Origin of the sequence: Pseudobutyrivibrio sp. MD2005 (assembly GCF_000621865.1) — a bacterium.
GTDB lineage: Bacteria > Bacillota > Clostridia > Lachnospirales > Lachnospiraceae > Pseudobutyrivibrio.
In genome coordinates, this window is sequence record NZ_JHXE01000012.1 from 34,115 (window position 1) to 53,627 (window position 19,513).

The 19,513-nt window shown below is 38.8% G+C and carries 18 protein-coding genes, 2 tRNA genes and 1 other RNA gene; 2 read left to right on the forward strand and 19 right to left on the reverse strand.

The window, feature by feature from the left end:
- The 12 genes from T498_RS0104045 to T498_RS0104095 all read right to left on the reverse strand — a co-directional run bounded on the left by T498_RS0104045 (window position 1) and on the right by T498_RS0104095 (window position 11,703).
- Window positions 1-1,548, reverse strand: coding sequence for an amidohydrolase (locus T498_RS0104045; RefSeq protein ID WP_028234815.1), 1,548 nt, complete (start codon window positions 1,546-1,548; stop codon window positions 1-3).
- A 25-nt stretch (window positions 1,549-1,573) separates the two neighbouring features.
- Window positions 1,574-2,818, reverse strand: a complete 1,245-nt coding sequence (locus T498_RS0104050; RefSeq protein ID WP_028234816.1) for a 6-phosphofructokinase — start codon at window positions 2,816-2,818, stop codon at window positions 1,574-1,576.
- A 32-nt stretch (window positions 2,819-2,850) separates the two neighbouring features.
- On the reverse strand, window positions 2,851-3,111 hold the full coding sequence (locus T498_RS0104055) for a hypothetical protein (RefSeq protein ID WP_028234817.1): 261 nt from the start codon (window positions 3,109-3,111) through the stop codon (window positions 2,851-2,853).
- 25 nt (window positions 3,112-3,136) lie between these two features.
- A complete protein-coding gene (locus T498_RS0104060) occupies window positions 3,137-3,670 on the reverse strand; it encodes a phosphatase PAP2 family protein (RefSeq protein WP_028234818.1) in 534 nt (177 codons plus the stop codon).
- A 3-nt stretch (window positions 3,671-3,673) separates the two neighbouring features.
- Entirely contained in the window at window positions 3,674-4,207 is a 534-nt protein-coding gene (locus T498_RS0104065; protein ID WP_028234819.1) for a CarD family transcriptional regulator, read from the reverse strand.
- 269 nt (window positions 4,208-4,476) lie between these two features.
- Window positions 4,477-4,823: RNase P RNA component class A (rnpB, locus tag T498_RS16135), an RNA gene on the reverse strand.
- 7 nt (window positions 4,824-4,830) lie between these two features.
- Window positions 4,831-6,495, reverse strand: a complete 1,665-nt coding sequence (locus tag T498_RS0104070) for a nucleoside kinase (protein WP_028234820.1) — start codon at window positions 6,493-6,495, stop codon at window positions 4,831-4,833.
- A 2-nt stretch (window positions 6,496-6,497) separates the two neighbouring features.
- The gene (locus T498_RS0104075) at window positions 6,498-7,214 is read right to left on the reverse strand and encodes a tRNA (adenine(22)-N(1))-methyltransferase (protein WP_028234821.1); all 717 of its coding nucleotides are present in this window, start codon (window positions 7,212-7,214) and stop codon (window positions 6,498-6,500) included.
- A 19-nt stretch (window positions 7,215-7,233) separates the two neighbouring features.
- Complete coding sequence (gene rpoD / locus T498_RS0104080; protein WP_028234822.1) at window positions 7,234-8,370, reverse strand: RNA polymerase sigma factor RpoD; 1,137 nt, start codon at window positions 8,368-8,370, stop codon at window positions 7,234-7,236.
- A gap of 276 nt (window positions 8,371-8,646) precedes the next feature.
- Window positions 8,647-10,416, reverse strand: a complete 1,770-nt coding sequence (dnaG, locus tag T498_RS0104085; protein ID WP_028234823.1) for a DNA primase — start codon at window positions 10,414-10,416, stop codon at window positions 8,647-8,649.
- A 15-nt stretch (window positions 10,417-10,431) separates the two neighbouring features.
- Window positions 10,432-11,448, reverse strand: a complete 1,017-nt coding sequence (locus T498_RS0104090) for a deoxyguanosinetriphosphate triphosphohydrolase (RefSeq protein ID WP_028234824.1) — start codon at window positions 11,446-11,448, stop codon at window positions 10,432-10,434.
- Between the two features lie 170 nt (window positions 11,449-11,618).
- Window positions 11,619-11,703, reverse strand: a tRNA-Leu gene (locus T498_RS0104095).
- A gap of 683 nt (window positions 11,704-12,386) precedes the next feature.
- Between T498_RS0104095 and T498_RS0104100 the strand changes: the two genes are divergently transcribed.
- Window positions 12,387-12,470, forward strand: a tRNA-Leu gene (locus T498_RS0104100).
- Window positions 12,471-12,527: 57 nt separating this feature from the next.
- Here T498_RS0104100 and dtd read toward each other — a convergent pair.
- From dtd to T498_RS0104120, 4 genes are read right to left on the reverse strand one after another with little or no spacing between them, the layout of a single operon-like run.
- Window positions 12,528-12,974: a D-aminoacyl-tRNA deacylase gene (gene dtd / locus T498_RS0104105; RefSeq protein WP_028234825.1), complete on the reverse strand. Its 447-nt coding sequence runs from the start codon at window positions 12,972-12,974 to the stop codon at window positions 12,528-12,530.
- Window positions 12,975-12,984: 10 nt separating this feature from the next.
- Window positions 12,985-13,680: a precorrin-2 C(20)-methyltransferase gene (cobI, locus tag T498_RS0104110; RefSeq protein ID WP_028234826.1), complete on the reverse strand. Its 696-nt coding sequence runs from the start codon at window positions 13,678-13,680 to the stop codon at window positions 12,985-12,987.
- 20 nt (window positions 13,681-13,700) lie between these two features.
- Window positions 13,701-14,510: a TrmH family RNA methyltransferase gene (locus T498_RS0104115; protein ID WP_028234827.1), complete on the reverse strand. Its 810-nt coding sequence runs from the start codon at window positions 14,508-14,510 to the stop codon at window positions 13,701-13,703.
- 21 nt (window positions 14,511-14,531) lie between these two features.
- Complete coding sequence (locus T498_RS0104120) at window positions 14,532-15,839, reverse strand: ATP-binding protein (protein ID WP_028234828.1); 1,308 nt, start codon at window positions 15,837-15,839, stop codon at window positions 14,532-14,534.
- A gap of 195 nt (window positions 15,840-16,034) precedes the next feature.
- Between T498_RS0104120 and nudC the strand changes: the two genes are divergently transcribed.
- A complete protein-coding gene (nudC, locus tag T498_RS0104125; RefSeq protein ID WP_028234829.1) occupies window positions 16,035-16,877 on the forward strand; it encodes an NAD(+) diphosphatase in 843 nt (280 codons plus the stop codon).
- Between the two features lie 31 nt (window positions 16,878-16,908).
- On the opposite strand, the gene T498_RS0104130 is transcribed toward nudC, so the two are convergent.
- The 3 genes from T498_RS0104130 to T498_RS0104140 form a co-directional block, all read right to left on the reverse strand.
- Window positions 16,909-17,709 (reverse strand): Cof-type HAD-IIB family hydrolase, encoded by an 801-nt coding sequence (locus T498_RS0104130; RefSeq protein ID WP_028234830.1) that lies wholly within the window; start codon window positions 17,707-17,709, stop codon window positions 16,909-16,911.
- Window positions 17,710-17,787: 78 nt separating this feature from the next.
- Window positions 17,788-18,978, reverse strand: coding sequence for a hypothetical protein (locus T498_RS14800; protein ID WP_051524581.1), 1,191 nt, complete (start codon window positions 18,976-18,978; stop codon window positions 17,788-17,790).
- Window positions 18,979-19,154: 176 nt separating this feature from the next.
- Complete coding sequence (locus T498_RS0104140) at window positions 19,155-19,457, reverse strand: Dabb family protein (protein WP_028234831.1); 303 nt, start codon at window positions 19,455-19,457, stop codon at window positions 19,155-19,157.
- Window positions 19,458-19,513: the final 56 nt, after the last annotated feature.

A 19,513-nucleotide genomic window follows, 5' to 3' on the forward strand; every position in this document is an offset into this window, starting at 1 on the left:
TTACTGCGGGAACATGCCTCGAAGCATGGTAGCCATTGAGCCTGTTCTTGATCGCTGATATGGTTTGCCTTTAAGATAAAGCTCTGCAACATTTAACTTGCATAACTCATTAACAGGAACCTCGTATGGGTTGCCGTCAAGCACTACTAAATCGCAACTCTTTCCCATTTCAAGAGTTCCTCGCTCTTTTTCATCAAACAATGATAATGCTCCATTATATGTAGCCATTCTAAGAGCTTCATACACAGAAACTGATTCATCAACATTTTTATTGTTGCAAGCATCGTGTATCCACATAATCGGATTTGGATCAGTGGCTGGTGCATCAGAATTGAAACAAACCTTTATGCCTGCATCAGTAATTGTGCGAAGTGGATTAACAAAACTATAGCGCTCTTCTGAGAGCATATTCTTGATAAACTCATCAACGCCATCAATATGAGATAGCAATGATGGCATCGCCGAAATCATAATGTTGTATTTGCTACATATCTTTAAGCTTCGCTTGGTAGGCAATGAACCATGCAATATGATATGTCTGTGGTCATATCTTGGGTAATCCTCAAGAGCCATAGCTATAGCATTGACTGCTTGTTCAAAAGCAGCATCACCAACTGCATGCAACGCAATCTGGTATCCTGCCCTATTGGCATTTACACAGAACTTTTGAACATCCACATCATCATAGTATGAAACACCCTTATGTGATGCATTTGAATATGAATCTATAAGAGAAGCATCCTGATTAGAAAATGTTCCATCGAGATTTGCAAATACAACTCGATTCATGTCTTTTTTTGCAATCTTATCTACATTGGAACATTGATAAGCAACCCTTATCTGCATTCCGTTATCAAGTCCTTTGGCAACAGAACGCTCCATATCAAAATCATAATCACGTATAAATCCTAATCCACTTGCCGAGCAGATAAGACCAATACCCTTGCTAGCCAAAAAGTCTGTAGTTTCCACCATTGAGTCTATAACCTTTTTGGTAGACAGGCCATGAGAAACGAATTCGCAGGCAGTTGTAAATGCCTCCTGTCTTAGCTCACCTGTCTCAGGGTTAAAGCCTCTGAGATTTTCAATTTTGGATTTAACCGTTTCGATAAACATGCTATTAGCAACACCAGAATGAGCGTCATGCTTGATTATCAGTGCAGGCTTATCTGGACAGGCCTTATCCATCTGCTCTCTTAATAACAGATATCCTTCTGAAACAGAAAACTCTGTGGCACCAAATCCTACTATTATGTTTTCTCTGGTATTTTCAGCATAATCTTTAAGCTGCTCTAATATTTTAGAATTAGAATCTGTATCATTGATAGGAAACAGCTTATGCAAGATGGAAAAACCAGAATAATGCGTATGGGTATCTACAAATGCCGGCAACGCCACATTGTTCCCCAATTCTATTGGAGGAACAACCTCGTACTGGGTTGGAAGGGTATCACCAATATAGGCGATTCTTCCTTCCCTCTCAACTAAGTAATTTGCTATAGTATTATTCTCATCGCATGTGATAATAGTACCATGAAAAACCTGCATATCCTACCTCCCAATACAAATAGTATTACTTTGCTTTTTTAACAGGTCTGCAAATGTGACGTGGAATACCATCTACCATGATTGGAGCCACATCGCCCTGAATCAATGGCTTAGCATAGGTAATGAAAGCCTCTGTCACATATGTACCATCATGTGTAATCCAATTTCTGGGAACAAGCTTTTCATCATTAGCAATCTTGTGCACATCCTTAACCTCTGTACCGCACTGGTAAGGGTCATCAGAATGGCGAGTAAGAGTAACCATCTTACCTGTATCACCTTCGTCGGCTGCAAGCACAGCTGCACCACCTACCTGATATGCTTCAAGGATATCGATACGAGATGCTAAATGAGAGCCTGCACGTTGAAGTGTTGAAAGCTCAATAGCTCTTGTCTTACATCCAAGTTCACGACCAATATAATTGCAAAGATATGATGCTGTACCAGTCAGCTGCTTATGGTTAAATGCATCTACGAATTCTACGTTGCTTCCAAGCTCACAAACATATTTGCCATCTTTAGTGTGAATACCTTCAGAAACACAGATAACAACTGAATGCTGCTGCTTTAACAGCTTTTCAACTCTCTCTTTGAATTTTTCAACATCAAATGGAACCTCTGGTAAATAAATCAAATCTGGGCCTTCACAATCTTCTCCCTTTGCAAGGATTGAAGCGCCTGTGAGCCATCCTGCATTACGTCCCATAATTTCAACGATAGTAACAAGTCCCTTGTCATACTCAAGACAGTGGCCATCTCTGATAATTTCCTTTACAGATGTACCGATGTATTTAGCTGCACTACCAAAACCTGGTGTATGATCTGTAAGAGCTAAATCGTTATCGATAGTCTTAGGGCATCCTATAAATCTAATTTGTGAACCTGTGATAATTGCATAATCTGAAAGCTTTTTGATGGTATCCATAGAATCATTACCACCTATGTAAATCAAAGCTTCGATTTCGAGCTTGTTAAGAATAGCGAAGATTTTCTCGTACGTCTCCATATCCTCGTGGATTTCAGGAAGCTTGAATCGGCATGAGCCTAAATAAGCTGCTGGTGTACGTTTAAGAAGTTCTACATCCAAATCATTCTTGATAAAATCGGAAAGGTCAATGTAGTCCTCTTCCATAAGTCCTTTGATACCATGAAGCATTCCATAAATCTTTCCTGCCCCACGATCCTTTGCTGTCCTAATAACTCCTGCCAAAGAAGAGTTGATTGCGGCGGTCGGTCCGCCTGATTGTCCCACAATTACGTTTCCAGTCATCACTACTACCTCCCAATTTTTAAAATCTTTAATTAGTCATCTCTAGGGTCGTCTCTAAAGAAGCTAGCTATAATATCACATATACACCATATGCCCCCGCCTACGGTAGATGCGATAAAAATCTTAAAAATATTGATAATTAGAATACTGGCTGTAAGAGTACTAGCGGTAAAACCAGTAACTAACCAATATACAGGCCTGGCAAACAACCAATATCCTCCTACGTACAGCCCCAAAACTGTACCGAGGATGCTAAAAAGATACGCCAATGCCCTTTTTGCATTTCTTCTCATATATGACTCCCTATTTAATATCTACTTAAAATGGTAGCATAAGAGACCCAAAAACGCCACACAAAATCCCATAACATACAATTGAAATGATTGCAGCCATTGCAAATCCAGCGATAACATCTTTGATAAAATGAACACCGCCAACTACTCTAATTACCGCAAGTGCCACACCGGCCACTGAAATCAATGCACCTAAAGGGATAGATGTTTGCATAATAGTGAATGAAACGATAAATATAGAAAAAACATGTCTGCTAGGGAAGCTTTTTCCCTTTGTATCCTTTACAAGAACAGGGACAAAATCATATACCTCGTATGGTCTTGGTGAACTGACAAGTTTTCTGTATATGCTGACTATGGTAAACGAAACAAAAGGGACAATCACGCTTCTATACAAGAGAAGCCCTCCATCCCTCTCAATGCAAAATAATCCATAGATAAGATATGAAATATAGAAAATAACTGTAATATAAGTAATGGCCTTGTCAAGCAAATTGATTACTTTAACAAGACCATTATTATTTTTAATACGTTCTGAAAGCGCTTTATAAGCTATCATGTGTTATGCACCTATTAATAATGTATTGTCTGAATGAGATTTAACTGCTTCCTCAAATGTATGCTGTGCATAAGAAACATCTTTGCCCAAAGCAAATGCCATTTCTTCGTATAGCTTTCTTCCAGCAAGATTAAGGATTTTCTCATCCATCGCCATAACTTTCTTGCCGGCAGCTAAACGGCTCCATTTTCTGATAAGCACTGTCTTTACCACACGTGCCATAGCCTCTGGAGTGAATTCAGCCATAACCTCTTTGATTTTTTCCTGAAGAGCCCTCTCGTTTGGCTCCTGGATACACTCAATGTCGTCAATATTGTCAAGAATTCTAGTAATAGCCTCTACTTCTGCTACCGGACGTAGCCTTACTGTAGAGCCAACAATTGGAGTAAATACCTTTGCCCCTGCCTTAAATACAGGCGCCATACAGTAGTAAGTCTTGCGAGAACCTTTGCCCATAAGCTCCATGTCATCGATATCTTCTATCTGACATACACCACTACCCTCATGAACTAAATAATCGCCTACTTGATATTCCATTTTTCACCATCCTTCTAAAACATAACAACCGGTACCTCCACAACTCTATTCCCCTAAATCTAAATTGCGTATTCATCACGCTGTATGGTTATATTATATCACGAAAAATGGCTTAAATACACAGAAAATTCACATTCGTTAATAATTCCTACTAAAAATTAAAATAGAATTATCTTTTTTGTAAAAAATGTCCTATATTCTGAAAATTAAATTTGCCTTTACATTAAGAAAGAGTTTTGCAATGCAAAACTCTAACATAATAATTTTATTAAATGGGTTAGACTGTGAGCCGGGTTATGTCTTTTAAAGTAGTCATCTATCTAGGACCATTGTCGCCAATGGCCTCAAGCGTTCAACCTAGCGCTGGCGGGCCGCGTACGCGCTGTTTAGAACTTGCTTCGGATGGGGTTTACATGGCTATCATTGTTACCAATGATACGGTGGTCTCTTACACCGCCTTTCCACCCTTACTAATTTCACCTTTTAGCGGTTTCTTTCTGTTGCACTATCCTTGGAGTTGCCTCCACCAGCCGTTAGCTGGCATCCTTGCCCTATGAAGCCCGGACTTTCCTCTCCCCTATCATTACAATAAGGCAGCGACTACTCATCTAGCCCATAAATAATTAAAGTATGCAACTTCCTCCTATAAATTCACGAACCAGAGAATTATTAGGAATATAATCTGGTGCCATAGGAATAAAGTAATCTAATAGTTTAATAAGTCTTTTTGCCTCAGGATACATAGGATGATCTGGCTCTATGGCATAAAGCTGAGGCGCGACATATAATTTTAGCACAGCCATCTCGTAAATTAAAGCCGTGTTGAACAAATAATCTGCTTTTTCCTGGAATGGGAAGATGTATTTTTCTTCTCCTCTTCTAACTGAATCCCACATAGCAATGGTCTCAGCCGCAGATGTGGCACGTGTTCTTGAATCGCGGACAATTCTTCGAATCAATCTTCCATCTGTTGTTGATAGAGGATTGTGTTCATCGATAGAAAGCTGTGTTAATGCTGACAAATAAATCTTGTATTTGCTTTCTGCTGGAAGAGCAGAGCTCATTCTATCGTTCAGTCCGTGGATACCCTCAATAACAAGAATATCATTTTTGCCTAATTGCATGTAATGATCATTGTATTCGCGCTTGCCTGTCTTGAAGTTGAAGTTAGGCAGGAGCACTCTTTCTCCTTTGAGGAGCTTAACCATGCATTCATTGAAATATGGAACATCAAGGCCTTCAATTGACTCAAAATCCTTTTCGCCATATTCATCTATAGGCATTTGATCACGGTTCAAGTAAAAATCATCAAGTGGTACTGGATGTGGAACACATCCCAAAGCTCTAAGCTGTGCTGAAAGCTTATGAGAAAATGTAGTTTTGCCAGATGAAGATGGACCTGCCATCATGACAAATTTAACATCCTTTCTATCAACAATAGTACGAGCTAATTCACCAATGTTTCGCTCCATAATAGCTTCTTGGGATAAAACAATATCTTTTATCCTGCCTGTAGTTATCGCTTCATTTAAAGCACCAACTGTAGGCACTCCCATTGTTTTTCCAAAACGTGAAGCAGCCTGCTGAACCGAGAAAAGCTTCATAGGGCGTGTGAATTCAGCTACTTTTCTTGTGTCCCCTGTAAGCTTGTTGGCATTAGGGAACATAAGCATAATTCCATTTTCAAATTTCAGTAAATCAAAATATCCCAAACAGCCAGTTGATGGAACCATGTATCCGTAAAAATAATCTTTACAGCCATCTAAGTTGTAAATATTGATGCTTGAGCTGTTGCGATACTTCAAGAGCTGTTCCTTGTTTATCATATTAAACTCATGGAACATCTCTCTAGCCTGACTGGTTTTGATTGAATATTTTTCAAGAGGAATATCCTTTTCAACAAGATTATGCATAACCTTTTTCAATTCCTCTATCTTTTCTTCTGTGATTTCCTCAACACCATCAAATGTACAGAAATCTCCCTGTCCAAGAGAATGTTCTACTCTTAAGTAGGCATGTTCAGGGTGTGGATAAACCTGCATAAGAGCCCTTTGTAAAAGAAATACAACGCTTCTTCTGTAAGCTCTTCTTCCATCTTTATCCGCTGTAGTCAAAAACTGAATTTCGGCATCTTCATTTACAGTCTTACCTAATTCTGTAAGACTTCCATTATACTTAGCAAGAACAATGTCGTCCTTGTAATCATCCTTATGAAGTGCAGCAATCTCAATTAAGCTTGTGCCATCTTTATAAGTCTCTTCTTTTCCGTTAATGATTACTTTAGCCATGGCTACCCCTCCATTTCTCCGGTAAGATTATCGATGATTGAAAGATTTTCCTTAAGCTCATCGATTCTTTTTTGTATAGGTGAACCCTCTGCTATATTCTTTTGCAAGCTTAGCTTATCTAGAATTGATAAGTATTCATTTTTGTTCTTTTCAAGAAGACGCTTGAATAATGGCAATTTCTTTTTAATGATAACTGGGCCATACATCAATTCAGCTGCCGATAAAACAGCCGATGAATCAGGTGTATAGCAAACCTTTATAATCGGATAGATTTTACCTTCTTCAATGCAAAGCTCTTCATCCAAAATTGAAAAATGATTACGCACTAAGAACTCTCTTAGCTTATCGTATTCAGATTGTGGCTCTAGTATAAGTGTTTTGGCACTTTTAGCCACTTCAATGCCTGCATCAAGTATTCTAGTAATAAGGGCGCCGCCCATACCACAAATACATATGGTGTCAGCTTCAGATACCGCAAGCTTTTTAAGACCATCTGACAATCTAAAATCTACTTTGTCTAACAATCCATAAAGCTCAACGTTTTCCTTAGCTGAATTAAGAGGGCCTTTGTTGACATCCATCGCAATAGCATGTGATGCTACGGCACCTTCTAAAAGTGCTATAGCAAGATAACCATGGTCACATCCTACATCGCAAATGACATCGCACTCAGGCACCATTCCATATATAATTTGTAATCTTTCCGATAATTTTACCATTTATTTATGTCGATTCTGTTTATTGATCTAAGTAATCCTTTAATTTTCTGCTTCGGCTTGGGTGACGAAGCTTTCTAAGAGCCTTGGCCTCAATCTGACGAATACGCTCACGAGTAACGTTAAACTCCTTACCAACCTCTTCAAGTGTACGAGCCTTACCATCCTCAAGACCAAATCTAAGGATAAGTACACGCTGCTCACGCTCTGTAAGAGTATCAAGCACTTCGTGAAGCTGTTCCTTCAAAAGTGTGAATGTAGCAGCCTCTGCTGGTACTGGAACGTTCTCATCTGGAAGGAAGTCTCCCAAATGGCTATCTTCCTCTTCACCGATAGGTGTTTCAAGAGAAACTGGTTCCTGAGAAATCTTGAGAATCTCATGTACTCTATCAACTGTGATTCCCATAGCCTCTGCGATTTCCTCTGGAGTCGGTTCGCGGCCATACTCCTGTAGTAACTGTCTAGAAACTCTGATAAGTTTGTTGATTGTTTCTACCATATGTACAGGAATTCTGATTGTACGAGCCTGATCGGCAATAGCACGTGTGATAGCCTGGCGAATCCACCATGTAGCATATGTAGAGAACTTGTATCCCTTGTGATAATCGAACTTTTCTACAGCCTTCATAAGACCAAGGTTACCTTCCTGAATCAAATCAAGGAAAAGCATACCACGTCCTACATAACGCTTAGCAATAGAAACAACAAGACGAAGGTTTGCCTCAGCAAGCTTATTCTTAGCTACCTGATCTCCATCTTCCATACGCTGAGCAAGCTCAACCTCTTCTTCTGCTGAAAGAAGTGGCACCTTACCGATTTCCTTAAGGTACATTCTAACAGGATCTTCAATGCTGACTGAATCAGGCACTGACATATCGATATCTTCGATATCCTCGTCATCGCTAGCGAGAAGTAAAGCATCAGATGGACCTGATGAGAAGTTTACATCAATTCCCTTCTTATCAAGGTGTGTAAGGATACGCTCCATCTGCTTAGCATCGATTTTGTAATCCTTTAAGAACTCTGTGATTTCATAATCTTCAATGATGCTCTTCTGTGATTTTGCAATCTTAACAAGCTCTGCAACCTTTGAATCAAGCTCATCACTTCCAAATGAATCTTCATCATCTGTATCATCATCGTCTTCATCTTCATCAATAGATGTCTTAGCACCTACTGATGCTAAAAACTCATCTACATCATCATCGTCTTCAGTCTCATCAATGTTGTCGAAGTCGTGCTCATTAAACTCAAGATCTTCTGCTGTGATTTCCTCAATGTCGCCAAAATCAACATCTTTGTCATCTGCATCAGACTCATCAGCTTCCTCGAGAGAATCTTCCTCAGCCTCTGCTAAAAATGCTTCAGCTGCAGCATTTAAATCTCCATTCTCAATTAACTCGTCAACCTTCTTTTTTGCCATTTTGTTTCCTTTCTATATTGAAATTTCAATGCGCTCTAATTTTTGAAGTTTTACCTTACCTTCACGCAAAGTTTTCAAATCTGTTCCATTATTCTTCGCCATCTGCAAAGAATTTTTCTTTATCCTTATCAAAGTCTCTTTTAGAGCTTTGCTCAGATCTGTGTTGTCAGTGAGTTCGCCAACAGTTGTGTTGAACAGGGCTGCAACAGTGTTGCGTTCCTCTTCTTCCATAAACATATCAACTATTCTGGCGGTATCAACTTTTTGCTCCTTTTCAAGGCTATCAAAAACCTCAAAAGCAACCTTTTTATATACACCGTCTTCAAAATCATCTGGACTAACGTAATCCTTGATTTTGCGGTAAATATCAGTTTGTTCAACAAGCCAGGTTAGAAGTAGCCTCTGGGACATCTTCATTCCATCATCCTTAGGCTTTTGCACGCTTTTCCTAGCTTCTGAAGCCGCATTGCTGCTTTTGACTGTAATGCCAGACTGTCCAAGCTCTATGATGTATTTGCCAAGAGCATCTCTCGGAATATTGAACTTGGCCGCAACTGCTTCAGTGTAGTTTTCTCGCTCCAGCTGAGTTGGAAACTCTGTAACAATCCTCCTGGCAACTTCCTTTTGGAAGTCAGACCTTTTTTCAGGATCTGTCAAATCATAGTTCTTTTCCAACATTCTGATTTGATACATAAAACTATTTTCAGCATTTTGAATACGCTTTTCGTATTCATCTGCACCAAGAGCTTTTATAAACTCATCCGGATCCTTGTATGGTGTCATATTTATGACCTTGCAGGAAATGCCTGCATTTTTAAGAATCGGAATAGCACGAAGTGCCGCTTTTTGACCAGCACCATCTGAATCATAGCTAAGATAGACATCCTTTTGATATCGCTTTAGCATGCCGGCATGCCCTTCTGTGAGTGCCGTACCCAAGGAAGCCAAGGCGTTGTCAAAGCCTGCCTGATGCAGTGATATAACATCCATATAGCCTTCGCACAATATAAAATATTCTCTTCTTGTGGAGCGAGCTAAATAAAGTCCAAAAAGAGTTCTTGATTTGTTGAAAATCTCTGTCTCCGGAGAATTTAGATATTTAGGCTCTCCATCCCCCATTACTCTTCCACCAAAGGCAACAACCTTGCCATTGGCATCTGCAATAGGAAACATTGCTCTGTTCCAGAATTTATCATGACCACCACGTTTTTCATCGATGGTGATAAGACCGCAGTCCTTAAGTATATTATCATCGTAGCCCTTGCCACGAAGATATTTGTATAAAGAATCAGAATATCTGTTAGTACACCCTAAACCAAATTTGTTTAGCGTATCCGAAGAAAGCTCTCTCTTCTTAAAATAAGCCATTGCATTTTCGCCTTCAGGTGAACGAAGCATTTTGAAATAGTAGGCAGCCGCTTCTTTATTAATCTGAAATAATCGACTGCGTCTGTCAGCCTGCTGTCTTTCCTGATAGGTAAGCTCCCTATGAGGAAGCGTAACGCCGCATCTAGGAGCCAGCTCCTCAAGTGCTTCCTTAAAGGTCATGTTTTCGTATGCCATTAAAAAGCTAAAAACATTTCCACCCTTTCCACATCCGAAGCAGTAATACATCTGCTTCTGTGGGCTTACAGAAAATGAGCCTGTCTTTTCATTATGAAAGGGGCATAATCCAAAATACTGGCTGCCCTTTTTTTGTAAATTAACATATCTGGAAATAACATCCACTATGTCCGTCTTGGAGCGGACCTCTTCGATGATTTCCTCTGAATAATAAGGCATTTATTCTCCCTTGTATTAGAATCCGTCTACGACCCATGCCTTAGGCATAAAGTATTCATTAAACTTGGTAATGCAATACTGATCGGTCATTCCGGAAATATAGTCGCATATAATTCTTTCCTGGCTGGTGCCTTCATCTTCCATGGCGCGATATCTTTCTGGCAGCTCTGTAAAATGATCAGTGTAATATTCATACAATTCTCTAATCATTCTCTTAGCTTTTACTTCTTCCACCTTTGCCACAGAATCCTTATATACATTTGCAAACATAAATTTGCGCAGTTCTGACATAGCCTCCTCGATTTCAGGAGACATTTTGATTATTGGGCTATCAGTGCTTTCAATGATAACGTCATGAATCAATGTGTCCAAACGAACTGCTGATGTCATACCAAGAGTCTTTCTGATTTCGAGAGGAATATCCTCCTCCGTAAGAATATGCGCTCTGATGGCATCATCAATATCACTGTTTACATAAGCGATTTTATCAGATAACCTGACAATCTGACCTTCTGGAGTGGATGGATGACCGCTAGTCTGATGATTACGAATTCCATCCCTAACCTCCCATGTAAGATTAAGGCCTTGACCACCCTTTTCAAGCTTTTCTACTATGCGGACACTTTGCTCAGAATGCACAAACCCAGTAGAGCACATCTCATTAAGCTGCGCTTCTCCTGCATGTCCAAAAGGTGTGTGCCCTAAATCGTGTCCCAGAGCTATAGCTTCTACCAAATCTTCATTGAGTCTAAGAGCCTTTGCAATAGTTCTAGCATTCTGTGAAACTTCTAATGTGTGAGATAATCGCGTTCTATAGTGATCACCCTGAGGAGTAAGAAATACTTGTGTTTTATTCTTCAGACGGCGAAAAGCCTTACTGTGAAGAATTCTGTCCCTATCCCTCTGAAATAGAGGTCTGATATCACATTGTGCCTCGTCCTTTTCACGTCCACGTGAATTTTCATTGAGTGTGGCATAAGGGCTAAGTGTTTCCCTCTCCATCTGCTCAATCATTTCTCGTATTGTGCTCATTTTTGCCTCCCTCATTAGCATTAATCGAGACTCCTATAAGACATATTACGAGAAAAAAAAGGATATCCTTTTTTTATAAAGATATTTTTTTATTTTATTAACCTTTGATTGATATCTTCTGCCCTATAAAACAAAAAAGAGCTGAGACACTTGCCTCAGCTCTTTGTTAATGCGGAAGATGGGACTTGAACCCACACGATCGCAATGATCACAAGATCCTTAGTCTTGCTCGTCTGCCAGTTCCGACACTTCCGCATGTCTTTCGATTGATTACTCTCTCGCGACGACTCGTATATAATAGCATCCATATACCCATACGTCAACACTTTTTCTCAAATTAAAGTGTCGTATTTTTACACGCTAAATCAGAATATTCTGACACAATCATGTTTCTGTCCATTATAGCTATTGAAGGTAAACATAACAAACGGACGACACCAATTCGAAATCACCTGATTCCTAACTGGTGCCGCCCCTTAATATCGATCCCAATGGTCTATACCTCTCAGTCTCTTTTATTTTTATAACTTCAAATTTGTCGCGTGTAAAATCTTAATTCTCTGGTGGACTATACCTCCATTCACTAGATTTTAAATAATTACTAAACTTACTTGTCTGGTGGTCCGTACCTCCAATTCCTAAATTTCATCGATTACAAAAAATTGAATTTAATTCTCTGGTGGTCTATACCTCCCTTTCTAAAAAAATATTTTTCTGTCATTTGATAAGTCTATTATATCGTGATACCAATAAATTGCAAGTCAATTAATGAATATATTTTATTTTTGTCAGATATTTCAATGTTCGGTTAAATGTTTTGTGAATAATTTAGTATTGAATTTTAAGTAAGGCCTCACGGTTTAAGGATAATAGTAATAATACCCAAAAAACAACCCCCTTGACTTAAAAGTAGAAATTCTATAGAATACTTTATGCGCGCAGAAGTGGCGGAATTGGCAGACGCGCAGGCTTCAGGTGCCTGTGGTAGCAATATCGTGTGGGTTCAAGTCCCATCTTCTGCATATTTTCATTTCATTAATCAAACACCCGGATGGCTCACAGCCTCCGGGTGTTCATTTTTAGCATATTTCTGCCGAATCCAGCACGATGGTAAATGGCCCATCATTTTGCAATGATACTTTCATATCTGCACCAAACTCTCCAGTTTCTACATGGAATTGTTCCCTGCATTTTTCAATAATGTATTCATACATTTCATTAGCCATATCAGGAGCACCTGCCTCTATAAAAGATGGGCGATATCCTTTTTTGCAATTAGCATAAAGGGTGAACTGCGAAATTAACAACAGCTCTCCTCCTACATCTGTTAATGATAAATTGATCTTATCATTCTCATCATCAAAAATACGAAGCCCTAATAGCTTTTTTACCATTTTATCTGCAATTTCTTTTGTGTCTGAATCGCATACTCCTATCAATACTAAAAAGCCCTTGCCAATCTTACCAATTACATTTCCATCAACCGCAACTGACGCCTCATTTACTCTTTGAATTACAAATTTCATACATCTTCTCCTATTTTTCTTTTATAATTATCGTCATCATATATTTAGAATCATCTGGAATGGTCATAGCACTTGTAAATATCTCTTCGGTTTCCATTCCACAATCAATTACAGCATTAACGCTAATCTTGCCAGCTTCTTCTAAAGGGATAAGCTTTTCTTTTATCTCTGAAATATATTTTCCACTTTTCATGATGATTTTGGTTCCGGGCAGCTTTAATTCATCTTCGATATTTCCTTGGCCTGATATGATATGAATGTTTTCTTCTGCCTCGCTAAGCACTATACCTGCGGATGCAGCTGAGCCGCAAAAGGAAGTGATTCCATTTATTATCTCTACCTCTATCCCATCTTTTTTGGCCAGCTTCATAATGTATCCAAAGGTAGAATACACTGTTGGATCACCTATTGTTAGAAAAGCCAGATTATATCCATCCAGCACCAGCTGTTTGTATTTATTATAGAATTCCTCATGGATTTCCTTTAGGTGATCTTCATCCCTTGTCATTTCAAAATCCATGCTAATTGTCTTCTTATATTTTATTTCAGGAACAACAGGAAGCGTAATTTGATACGCCCTGCACTTATCCTTATCAGCTCTTGGTAAGCATATTACATCTGCTTCTTTTATAGCCTTTACAGCCTTAAGCGTGAGCATTTCCGGGTCTCCAGGGCCCACACCTATACCAAGCAAAACACCTGCCATATAGCATCCTCCATAAAAATTTATTTACATAACTCCCAAAAGGTTACGGCACTGGCTGCTGCAACATTAAGAGAATCCACACCATGATGCATGGGAATAATAGTAACAAAATCACTTGCATCAATAGTCTCCTGCTTTATCCCTGTACTTTCCGTACCAAAGATAACAGCGAGCTTCTCCTGCTTTTTTAAAACAGGATCGGCTAAAGATATAGCATTATCCTTAAGTGCCATAGATACCACTTTAAATCCATTACTTTTAAGGGTAGTCACGTAATCAGACCCTTTATCAAAATATGTCCATGGAACCTGAAAAACTGTGCCCATAGCTACTCTGGCAGCCCTTCTATAAAATGGGTCTGAGCTATCGTGAGTCAATATGATTCCATCCACCCCAAGAGCTGCTGCAGATCTAAAAATTGCCCCTACGTTTGTGGGATTCATAACATCTTCTAGAATAGCAATTCGCCTTGATTCTTTGAGCAAATCTGTGACCGCTGGAAGACTTGGGCGCATGCAGGCAGCCAGCACTCCTCTTGTCAAGTTAAAGCCTGTGATTTTGTTTATAACACTTAGCTCTGCGGTAAATATCTCTACATCATCAGAAATATCAGCCAGCAAATCCTGGACCACATCTGTCTCATATGCTTTTTCCTCTACCAAAAAACATAAAGGTGTAGCACCGCGAGAAAGAGCTCTTTTTATCACCTCTGGAGTCTCAGCGATGAAAATGCCACCATTGGGTTCAAAATAATGATATAGCTGAGCCTCATTATATTTTGTGAAGATGTCTAGTCGCTCATCTTCCAAATTTTGTACTTTTATTACCATTAACCGACTAACAATTCCTTTCTACTCTTTAGTCCCCAATAAATGATAAATGAACTGCTGGGCCGTTCGACCAGAAAGACCTCCCTGCTCCATTTCCCAGATCTTAGCCTTTGCAATAATCTCTTCCTCTGGCATAGTGATACCAGCACGGGCAGCAAGCCCCAAAACAATTTCAATATATTCCTTTTGCATTGGCTTTGAGTAACTGATCGTTACACCAAATCTATGAACTAAAGAAAGCTTTTCTTCTACGGTATCAGAGTGATGTCTGTCATCTGTATTTGCCTGATCATTTCTATCGTTCCATGTCTCTTTAATAAGATGACGGCGATTTGATGTTGCATAAATCAAGATATTATCAGGCTTAGTCTCTACGCCACCTTCAATGACAGCTTTAAGGAACTTGTACTCAATCTCATGCTCTTCAAAAGATAAATCATCCATGTAGATGATGTACTTATAATTTCTGTTTTTGATGCTGGCAATAATCTTAGATAGATATCTAAACTGATGCTTGTAAATCTCTATCATTCTAAGGCCACTGTCATAATATTGATTAACAATAGCTTTGATACTGGTAGATTTACCAGTACCGCTATCACCAAAGAGTAGCACATTATTAGCTTTCTTGCCCTGAACAAAGCTTTCTGTGTTTGCGATAAGCTGCTGCTTTTGATATTCGTAACCGATAAGATCATCAAGAACAACTTCATCCATATTGTTGATTGGGACAAACTGAATATCGTTAACCCCTACCTCTTCTATACGGAATGCCTTATTAAGACCGAACATACCTACACCATAGGCCTTATAGAAATTCGTAATTACGGTAAAGAATTCCTTTTCATCTGAAGCTGCTTCTAATTCCTTAGAAAGCTTTCTAACCTTTTCACTTACGTTTCTGTTGTACATCTGCTGATTCTTGCGAACAGAATTGTAATTCGTAAATACGGAGAAGACCTCTATTCCCAATTCCTTTTCCAAAGCTGAAAAATCGTAATCAAACAGCTCTTTTAGGATTCTAAAATCATTTTCAACTAGATGATTAACAGAACCTGGCTTAACTTCTGTTTTTTCTGTAACCAGCGAAAATGGATTCTCATTGGTAATAATATAGAAAGCAAGATAATTATGCCAAAGATTGTCATCAAAACCATAATCTGTGGCGAGCATTAAAAGGCGCTTAGAAATGGCATTGACTTCCCTTGTTGTCTCTCGCTTGTTGTAATCACCTGATTCCACCTTATCAATAGCTCGTCCCAACTGATACAAAATGCTGTCTTCTGTTAAATCGCCATACATTAAAAGTCTTGAAATCTTATCGTACATAATCTATCCTCTCTTTTTCTTTTTATTACATTGTATACTTTTTTAGGTATTTTCCAATAAAAAAATGGTTGGAAGTGTTTATTAATGGCTAATCCTGTTCTCTTTTATAATCCCCCACCCTACCATCCACACTTATTGACAAATCCAACGAGAACACCATAATACATATTAAAGATTACAATATTAGAGGTGCCTATGATTCAAGATATATATCCTAAAAAACTAAATAACAGCTACAATCCTGCAGCTAAAGTAAATGACAATTCTCTTATAGTAGTCCATGACGCTGGAAAGTTTTTGCTTAAAATAGACGAAGATAATGCAACCATAGCATTTCCTACCGTTAAAGATTTAAAAGACTACAATAATTATATTTATCTATTCCAAGTATCTGGTGAGGAATTCTTCTACGCTCCTGATTTTGATAAAGAAAAAGATGTTATTCCTGATGGATTCGATTTTTACACTATGAAGCAGCTTAGAAATTATTACCTCAATCCAAAGCATTATGTGTTTGCAAGCTATACTGCTATTCAACTAATTGATTGGTACGAAGCTAATAGATTCTGTGGAAAGTGTGGAAATAAAAATGAGCTTTCTAAAACAGAAAGAGCTTTAGTGTGCCCTAGCTGTGGGCATGTGAGATATCCAAGAATTAATCCTGCTGTTATTGTTGGTGTGAGAAATGGTGACAAGCTTCTTCTTACCAAATACCGCACAGGCTTTGCACACAATGCGCTTGTTGCAGGCTTTACGGAAATCGGAGAAACAATAGAAGAAACTGTTGAGCGTGAGGTTCTGGAAGAGACCGGCCTTCATGTAAAAAATATTACATACTATAAGTCTCAACCTTGGGGTATTGCCAGTGATATACTAATGGGATTTTACTGTGATGTAGATGGAGATGACACCATCAGCATGGATGAGAGCGAGCTTAAATATGCCCAGTGGGTATCTCGCGAAGATATAGAACTTCAGCCCCTGGAATACAGCCTTACTAATGAAATGATGAAGCAATTTAAAGATGGAATAAAATAAAGCCTCGCGAGCTAAGCTCGCAAGGCTCTTTTTATTCCTCTGGAAACATTTCCTCTAAAACCTGATAAACACCCTTATCACCCCAGGATGGGCAAATGTTATTAGCGTGTTCCTTAACAGCATCTGGAGCAGTCTCAACAGCATAACTGTGCACAGCAGTGTCTAGCATACCTGTATCGTTATTATTATCTCCGAAAACCATTGTTTCCTCTGGGGAAATGTCAAAAAGCTTTTGGATAAATCCCAGGGCAGCTCCCTTATCAACTGATTTATCCATCATATCAATCCAGTCTTCTCCGGCCATTGTAGCCTTTACCTTATCCTTCCACTCAGGGATGAGTTTAGTCTCACCAAGCTGACGGATTGAAGGCCTATGGAATGCCGATACTTTGATAATCTGCTTTCCTTCTTTAAGCACATCATTTACAACCTCAACATGGTTTCTATAGCCTTCGGTGAGAAGCTTTACAAAGTTTTCTTCATTACCTGGCTCTATGTATGTAACGCCAGGGCCTTCCCATATTACATTACAATCAGGAGTCTCTCTAAGCTCAGCCGTAAGTTTTTCTACATAGGCAGAATTCATCTCTGTAACATGTATGTCGACTCCACGGCACTTAACATGAGCACCGTTGCTGGCAATAAAAATCAAATCATCTTTGATTTCCTCAAACATTCTCTCAATACTTGTAGACTGTCTGCCGCTGGCAATACATACAATTATATCTTTTTCACGAAGCTTTTTAACCTTCTCAATAAATTCAGGATAGATTTCAGGAGAACCATCCTTTACAAGTGTTCCATCAACATCAGTTGCTATTAATTTAATCATATTAACCTTCTTTATATACAATAATAAAAATCAATTCTCCATCATTGTATCATCTTATTGAAAGGTTTCAATGATTTTTTATAATGCCAAATCCACATGGGCCACCGTGGCTGCTGCACCAGTACTTTCTTTAAGATAGATACCAGTCTTTCTAAGGACTGCATCGGTATTTCCATCCATGTCTTTATAAGAAAATTCTGTATCTATATTTCCAAGATAAATTGCACCTACATCTGCCTCTTTAAGATTTAGTAGCTTATCATTGCCATTTTCATCCTTTGTCCAAACCTTTAGCTTGGAATAAACAGAATCATTTTCATCTATCCAGCCGTTTTTATCCTCATCGTAGGATGCCAAATCTTTAAAGCCATCTCCTGATTTTGTTCCAAACAGCTCAGAGCCATCATTGATTTTTCCATCATCATTTTTATCTAAGGCTAGAAATCCACTTCCCTTGCCTACAAATGATATTTCATCCTCTTTTCCATCAGAATCAATATCAAACAAAAACTTCTGATCTGAGATAGATGTTGCATTTGTATCCATATTTATTACTAGTGGATCTGTAAGAACTCTAGTGTATGTTTCTTCCGATAAAGTGTCTATCTTTTGAGAGAGACTTCGCCCAAGAGTAACTTCTACATTAAAGTTTAAGGTTCTACCATCAGAGGTCTGAACAGCGCCTGTGCTCTTAAACGCGGTATTCTCATATTCAAGATGGGTACCCGAGGTGGCTGTGATTTTCTCCCATACCTGCACCCTAGAAGGATTTACAGATGAAGCCAAATTCAAAGTGTTTTGCTTTACCCCATTGACACTAAATGCGACTTGATTTTCCGGACAATTTCCAATTATTTTGTTTTGCCAATCCTTAAATGATTGCATTTGCTCTAGATTTCTTAAATCGGATATACTTCGCTTTCCAGTCAGAAATTCTAGCATGCGCTTAAGAAGCCGAATTTCCAGGTCCTCGTATTCCCATGATGTCATGGCCTCATTAGCTTCTTTTGCACGATTTGCCTGTTCTGCAAGATTTTTGAAAGCATTTTGCATGTTCCTCTGCTGCTGTTCCTTTTTTGATTTTTCTTCATCTTTTTGAAGTTGCTCAAGTGATTCCCTGTAGGATTTTTCTCCCTCTTCTGATAACTTCATGATAGCGCCAACCGTATCCACATTCGCTTGACGTTCAACTGTTACAGATTCAAGGTGGGAGTAAGAATAAGAATTGTGGGTAGATGCCATGTTTACATGGCTGTTTTCAATCTTCATAGCGGACTCCTTTCCACAAACAAAGAAAATAAAAATGTGCCAAACGCGAAGACCTTCGCACTTCCCTATGCCTAGTCTTCGTATTATTTATCGGCGAAAATTTTTAAAAATTAATATAGAACGTAAAAAACAGTAGACTATACAAGCCTACTGTCATATAACGGGATCATTGATGATTATAGTTCAAATTCAACGTGTGCTGTAGTATCTACAAATGGTACAACAACATCTTTTGTAACCTCTAAACGAAGCTCATGTTGCTTGTACGCCTTTACAGCATCCTCTGTGTCGAATATAGCTTCCATAGCCACATCTCCATTTGACGAGCTAAAACAATCAGTGTGAACCTCAATGCTCTGAACTCCTGGTATCTGTCCGTTGAGAGCCTCCAGTCTATTTTTCATATTAGACTTGATTGTCTCAAGGTTTGGGCCGAAGCACTTATCCTGCAATGTCCAGATGATGATATGTTTTACCATTACGTATTACTCTCCAATTTCTTTCTCTAACGGGTACTAGTTTAACACTTTTAGTC

Excerpts from the sequence above, each read along its gene's own strand:
- T498_RS0104090 (WP_028234824.1), bottom strand. The coding sequence starts at position 11,448 with ATGAGCACAATACGAGAAATGATTGAGCAGATGGAGAGGGAAACACTT.
- T498_RS0104140 (WP_028234831.1), bottom strand. The coding sequence starts at position 19,457 with ATGGTAAAACATATCATCATCTGGACATTGCAGGATAAGTGCTTCGGC.
- cobI (WP_028234826.1), bottom strand. The coding sequence starts at position 13,680 with ATGGCAGGTGTTTTGCTTGGTATAGGTGTGGGCCCTGGAGACCCGGAA.
- T498_RS0104075 (WP_028234821.1), bottom strand. The coding sequence starts at position 7,214 with ATGGTAAAATTATCGGAAAGATTACAAATTATATATGGAATGGTGCCT.
- dtd (WP_028234825.1), bottom strand. The coding sequence starts at position 12,974 with ATGAAATTTGTAATTCAAAGAGTAAATGAGGCGTCAGTTGCGGTTGAT.
- T498_RS0104115 (WP_028234827.1), bottom strand. The coding sequence starts at position 14,510 with ATGGTAATAAAAGTACAAAATTTGGAAGATGAGCGACTAGACATCTTC.
- T498_RS0104070 (WP_028234820.1), bottom strand. The coding sequence starts at position 6,495 with ATGGCTAAAGTAATCATTAACGGAAAAGAAGAGACTTATAAAGATGGC.
- T498_RS0104130 (WP_028234830.1), bottom strand. The coding sequence starts at position 17,709 with ATGATTAAATTAATAGCAACTGATGTTGATGGAACACTTGTAAAGGAT.
- T498_RS0104065 (WP_028234819.1), bottom strand. The coding sequence starts at position 4,207 with ATGGAATATCAAGTAGGCGATTATTTAGTTCATGAGGGTAGTGGTGTA.
- T498_RS14800 (WP_051524581.1), bottom strand. The coding sequence starts at position 18,978 with ATGAAGATTGAAAACAGCCATGTAAACATGGCATCTACCCACAATTCT.
- T498_RS0104055 (WP_028234817.1), bottom strand. The coding sequence starts at position 3,111 with ATGAGAAGAAATGCAAAAAGGGCATTGGCGTATCTTTTTAGCATCCTC.
- T498_RS0104060 (WP_028234818.1), bottom strand. The coding sequence starts at position 3,670 with ATGATAGCTTATAAAGCGCTTTCAGAACGTATTAAAAATAATAATGGT.
- nudC (WP_028234829.1), top strand. The coding sequence starts at position 16,035 with ATGATTCAAGATATATATCCTAAAAAACTAAATAACAGCTACAATCCT.
- dnaG (WP_028234823.1), bottom strand. The coding sequence starts at position 10,416 with ATGCCTTATTATTCAGAGGAAATCATCGAAGAGGTCCGCTCCAAGACG.
- T498_RS0104050 (WP_028234816.1), bottom strand. The coding sequence starts at position 2,818 with ATGACTGGAAACGTAATTGTGGGACAATCAGGCGGACCGACCGCCGCA.
- T498_RS0104045 (WP_028234815.1), bottom strand. The coding sequence starts at position 1,548 with ATGCAGGTTTTTCATGGTACTATTATCACATGCGATGAGAATAATACT.
- T498_RS0104120 (WP_028234828.1), bottom strand. The coding sequence starts at position 15,839 with ATGTACGATAAGATTTCAAGACTTTTAATGTATGGCGATTTAACAGAA.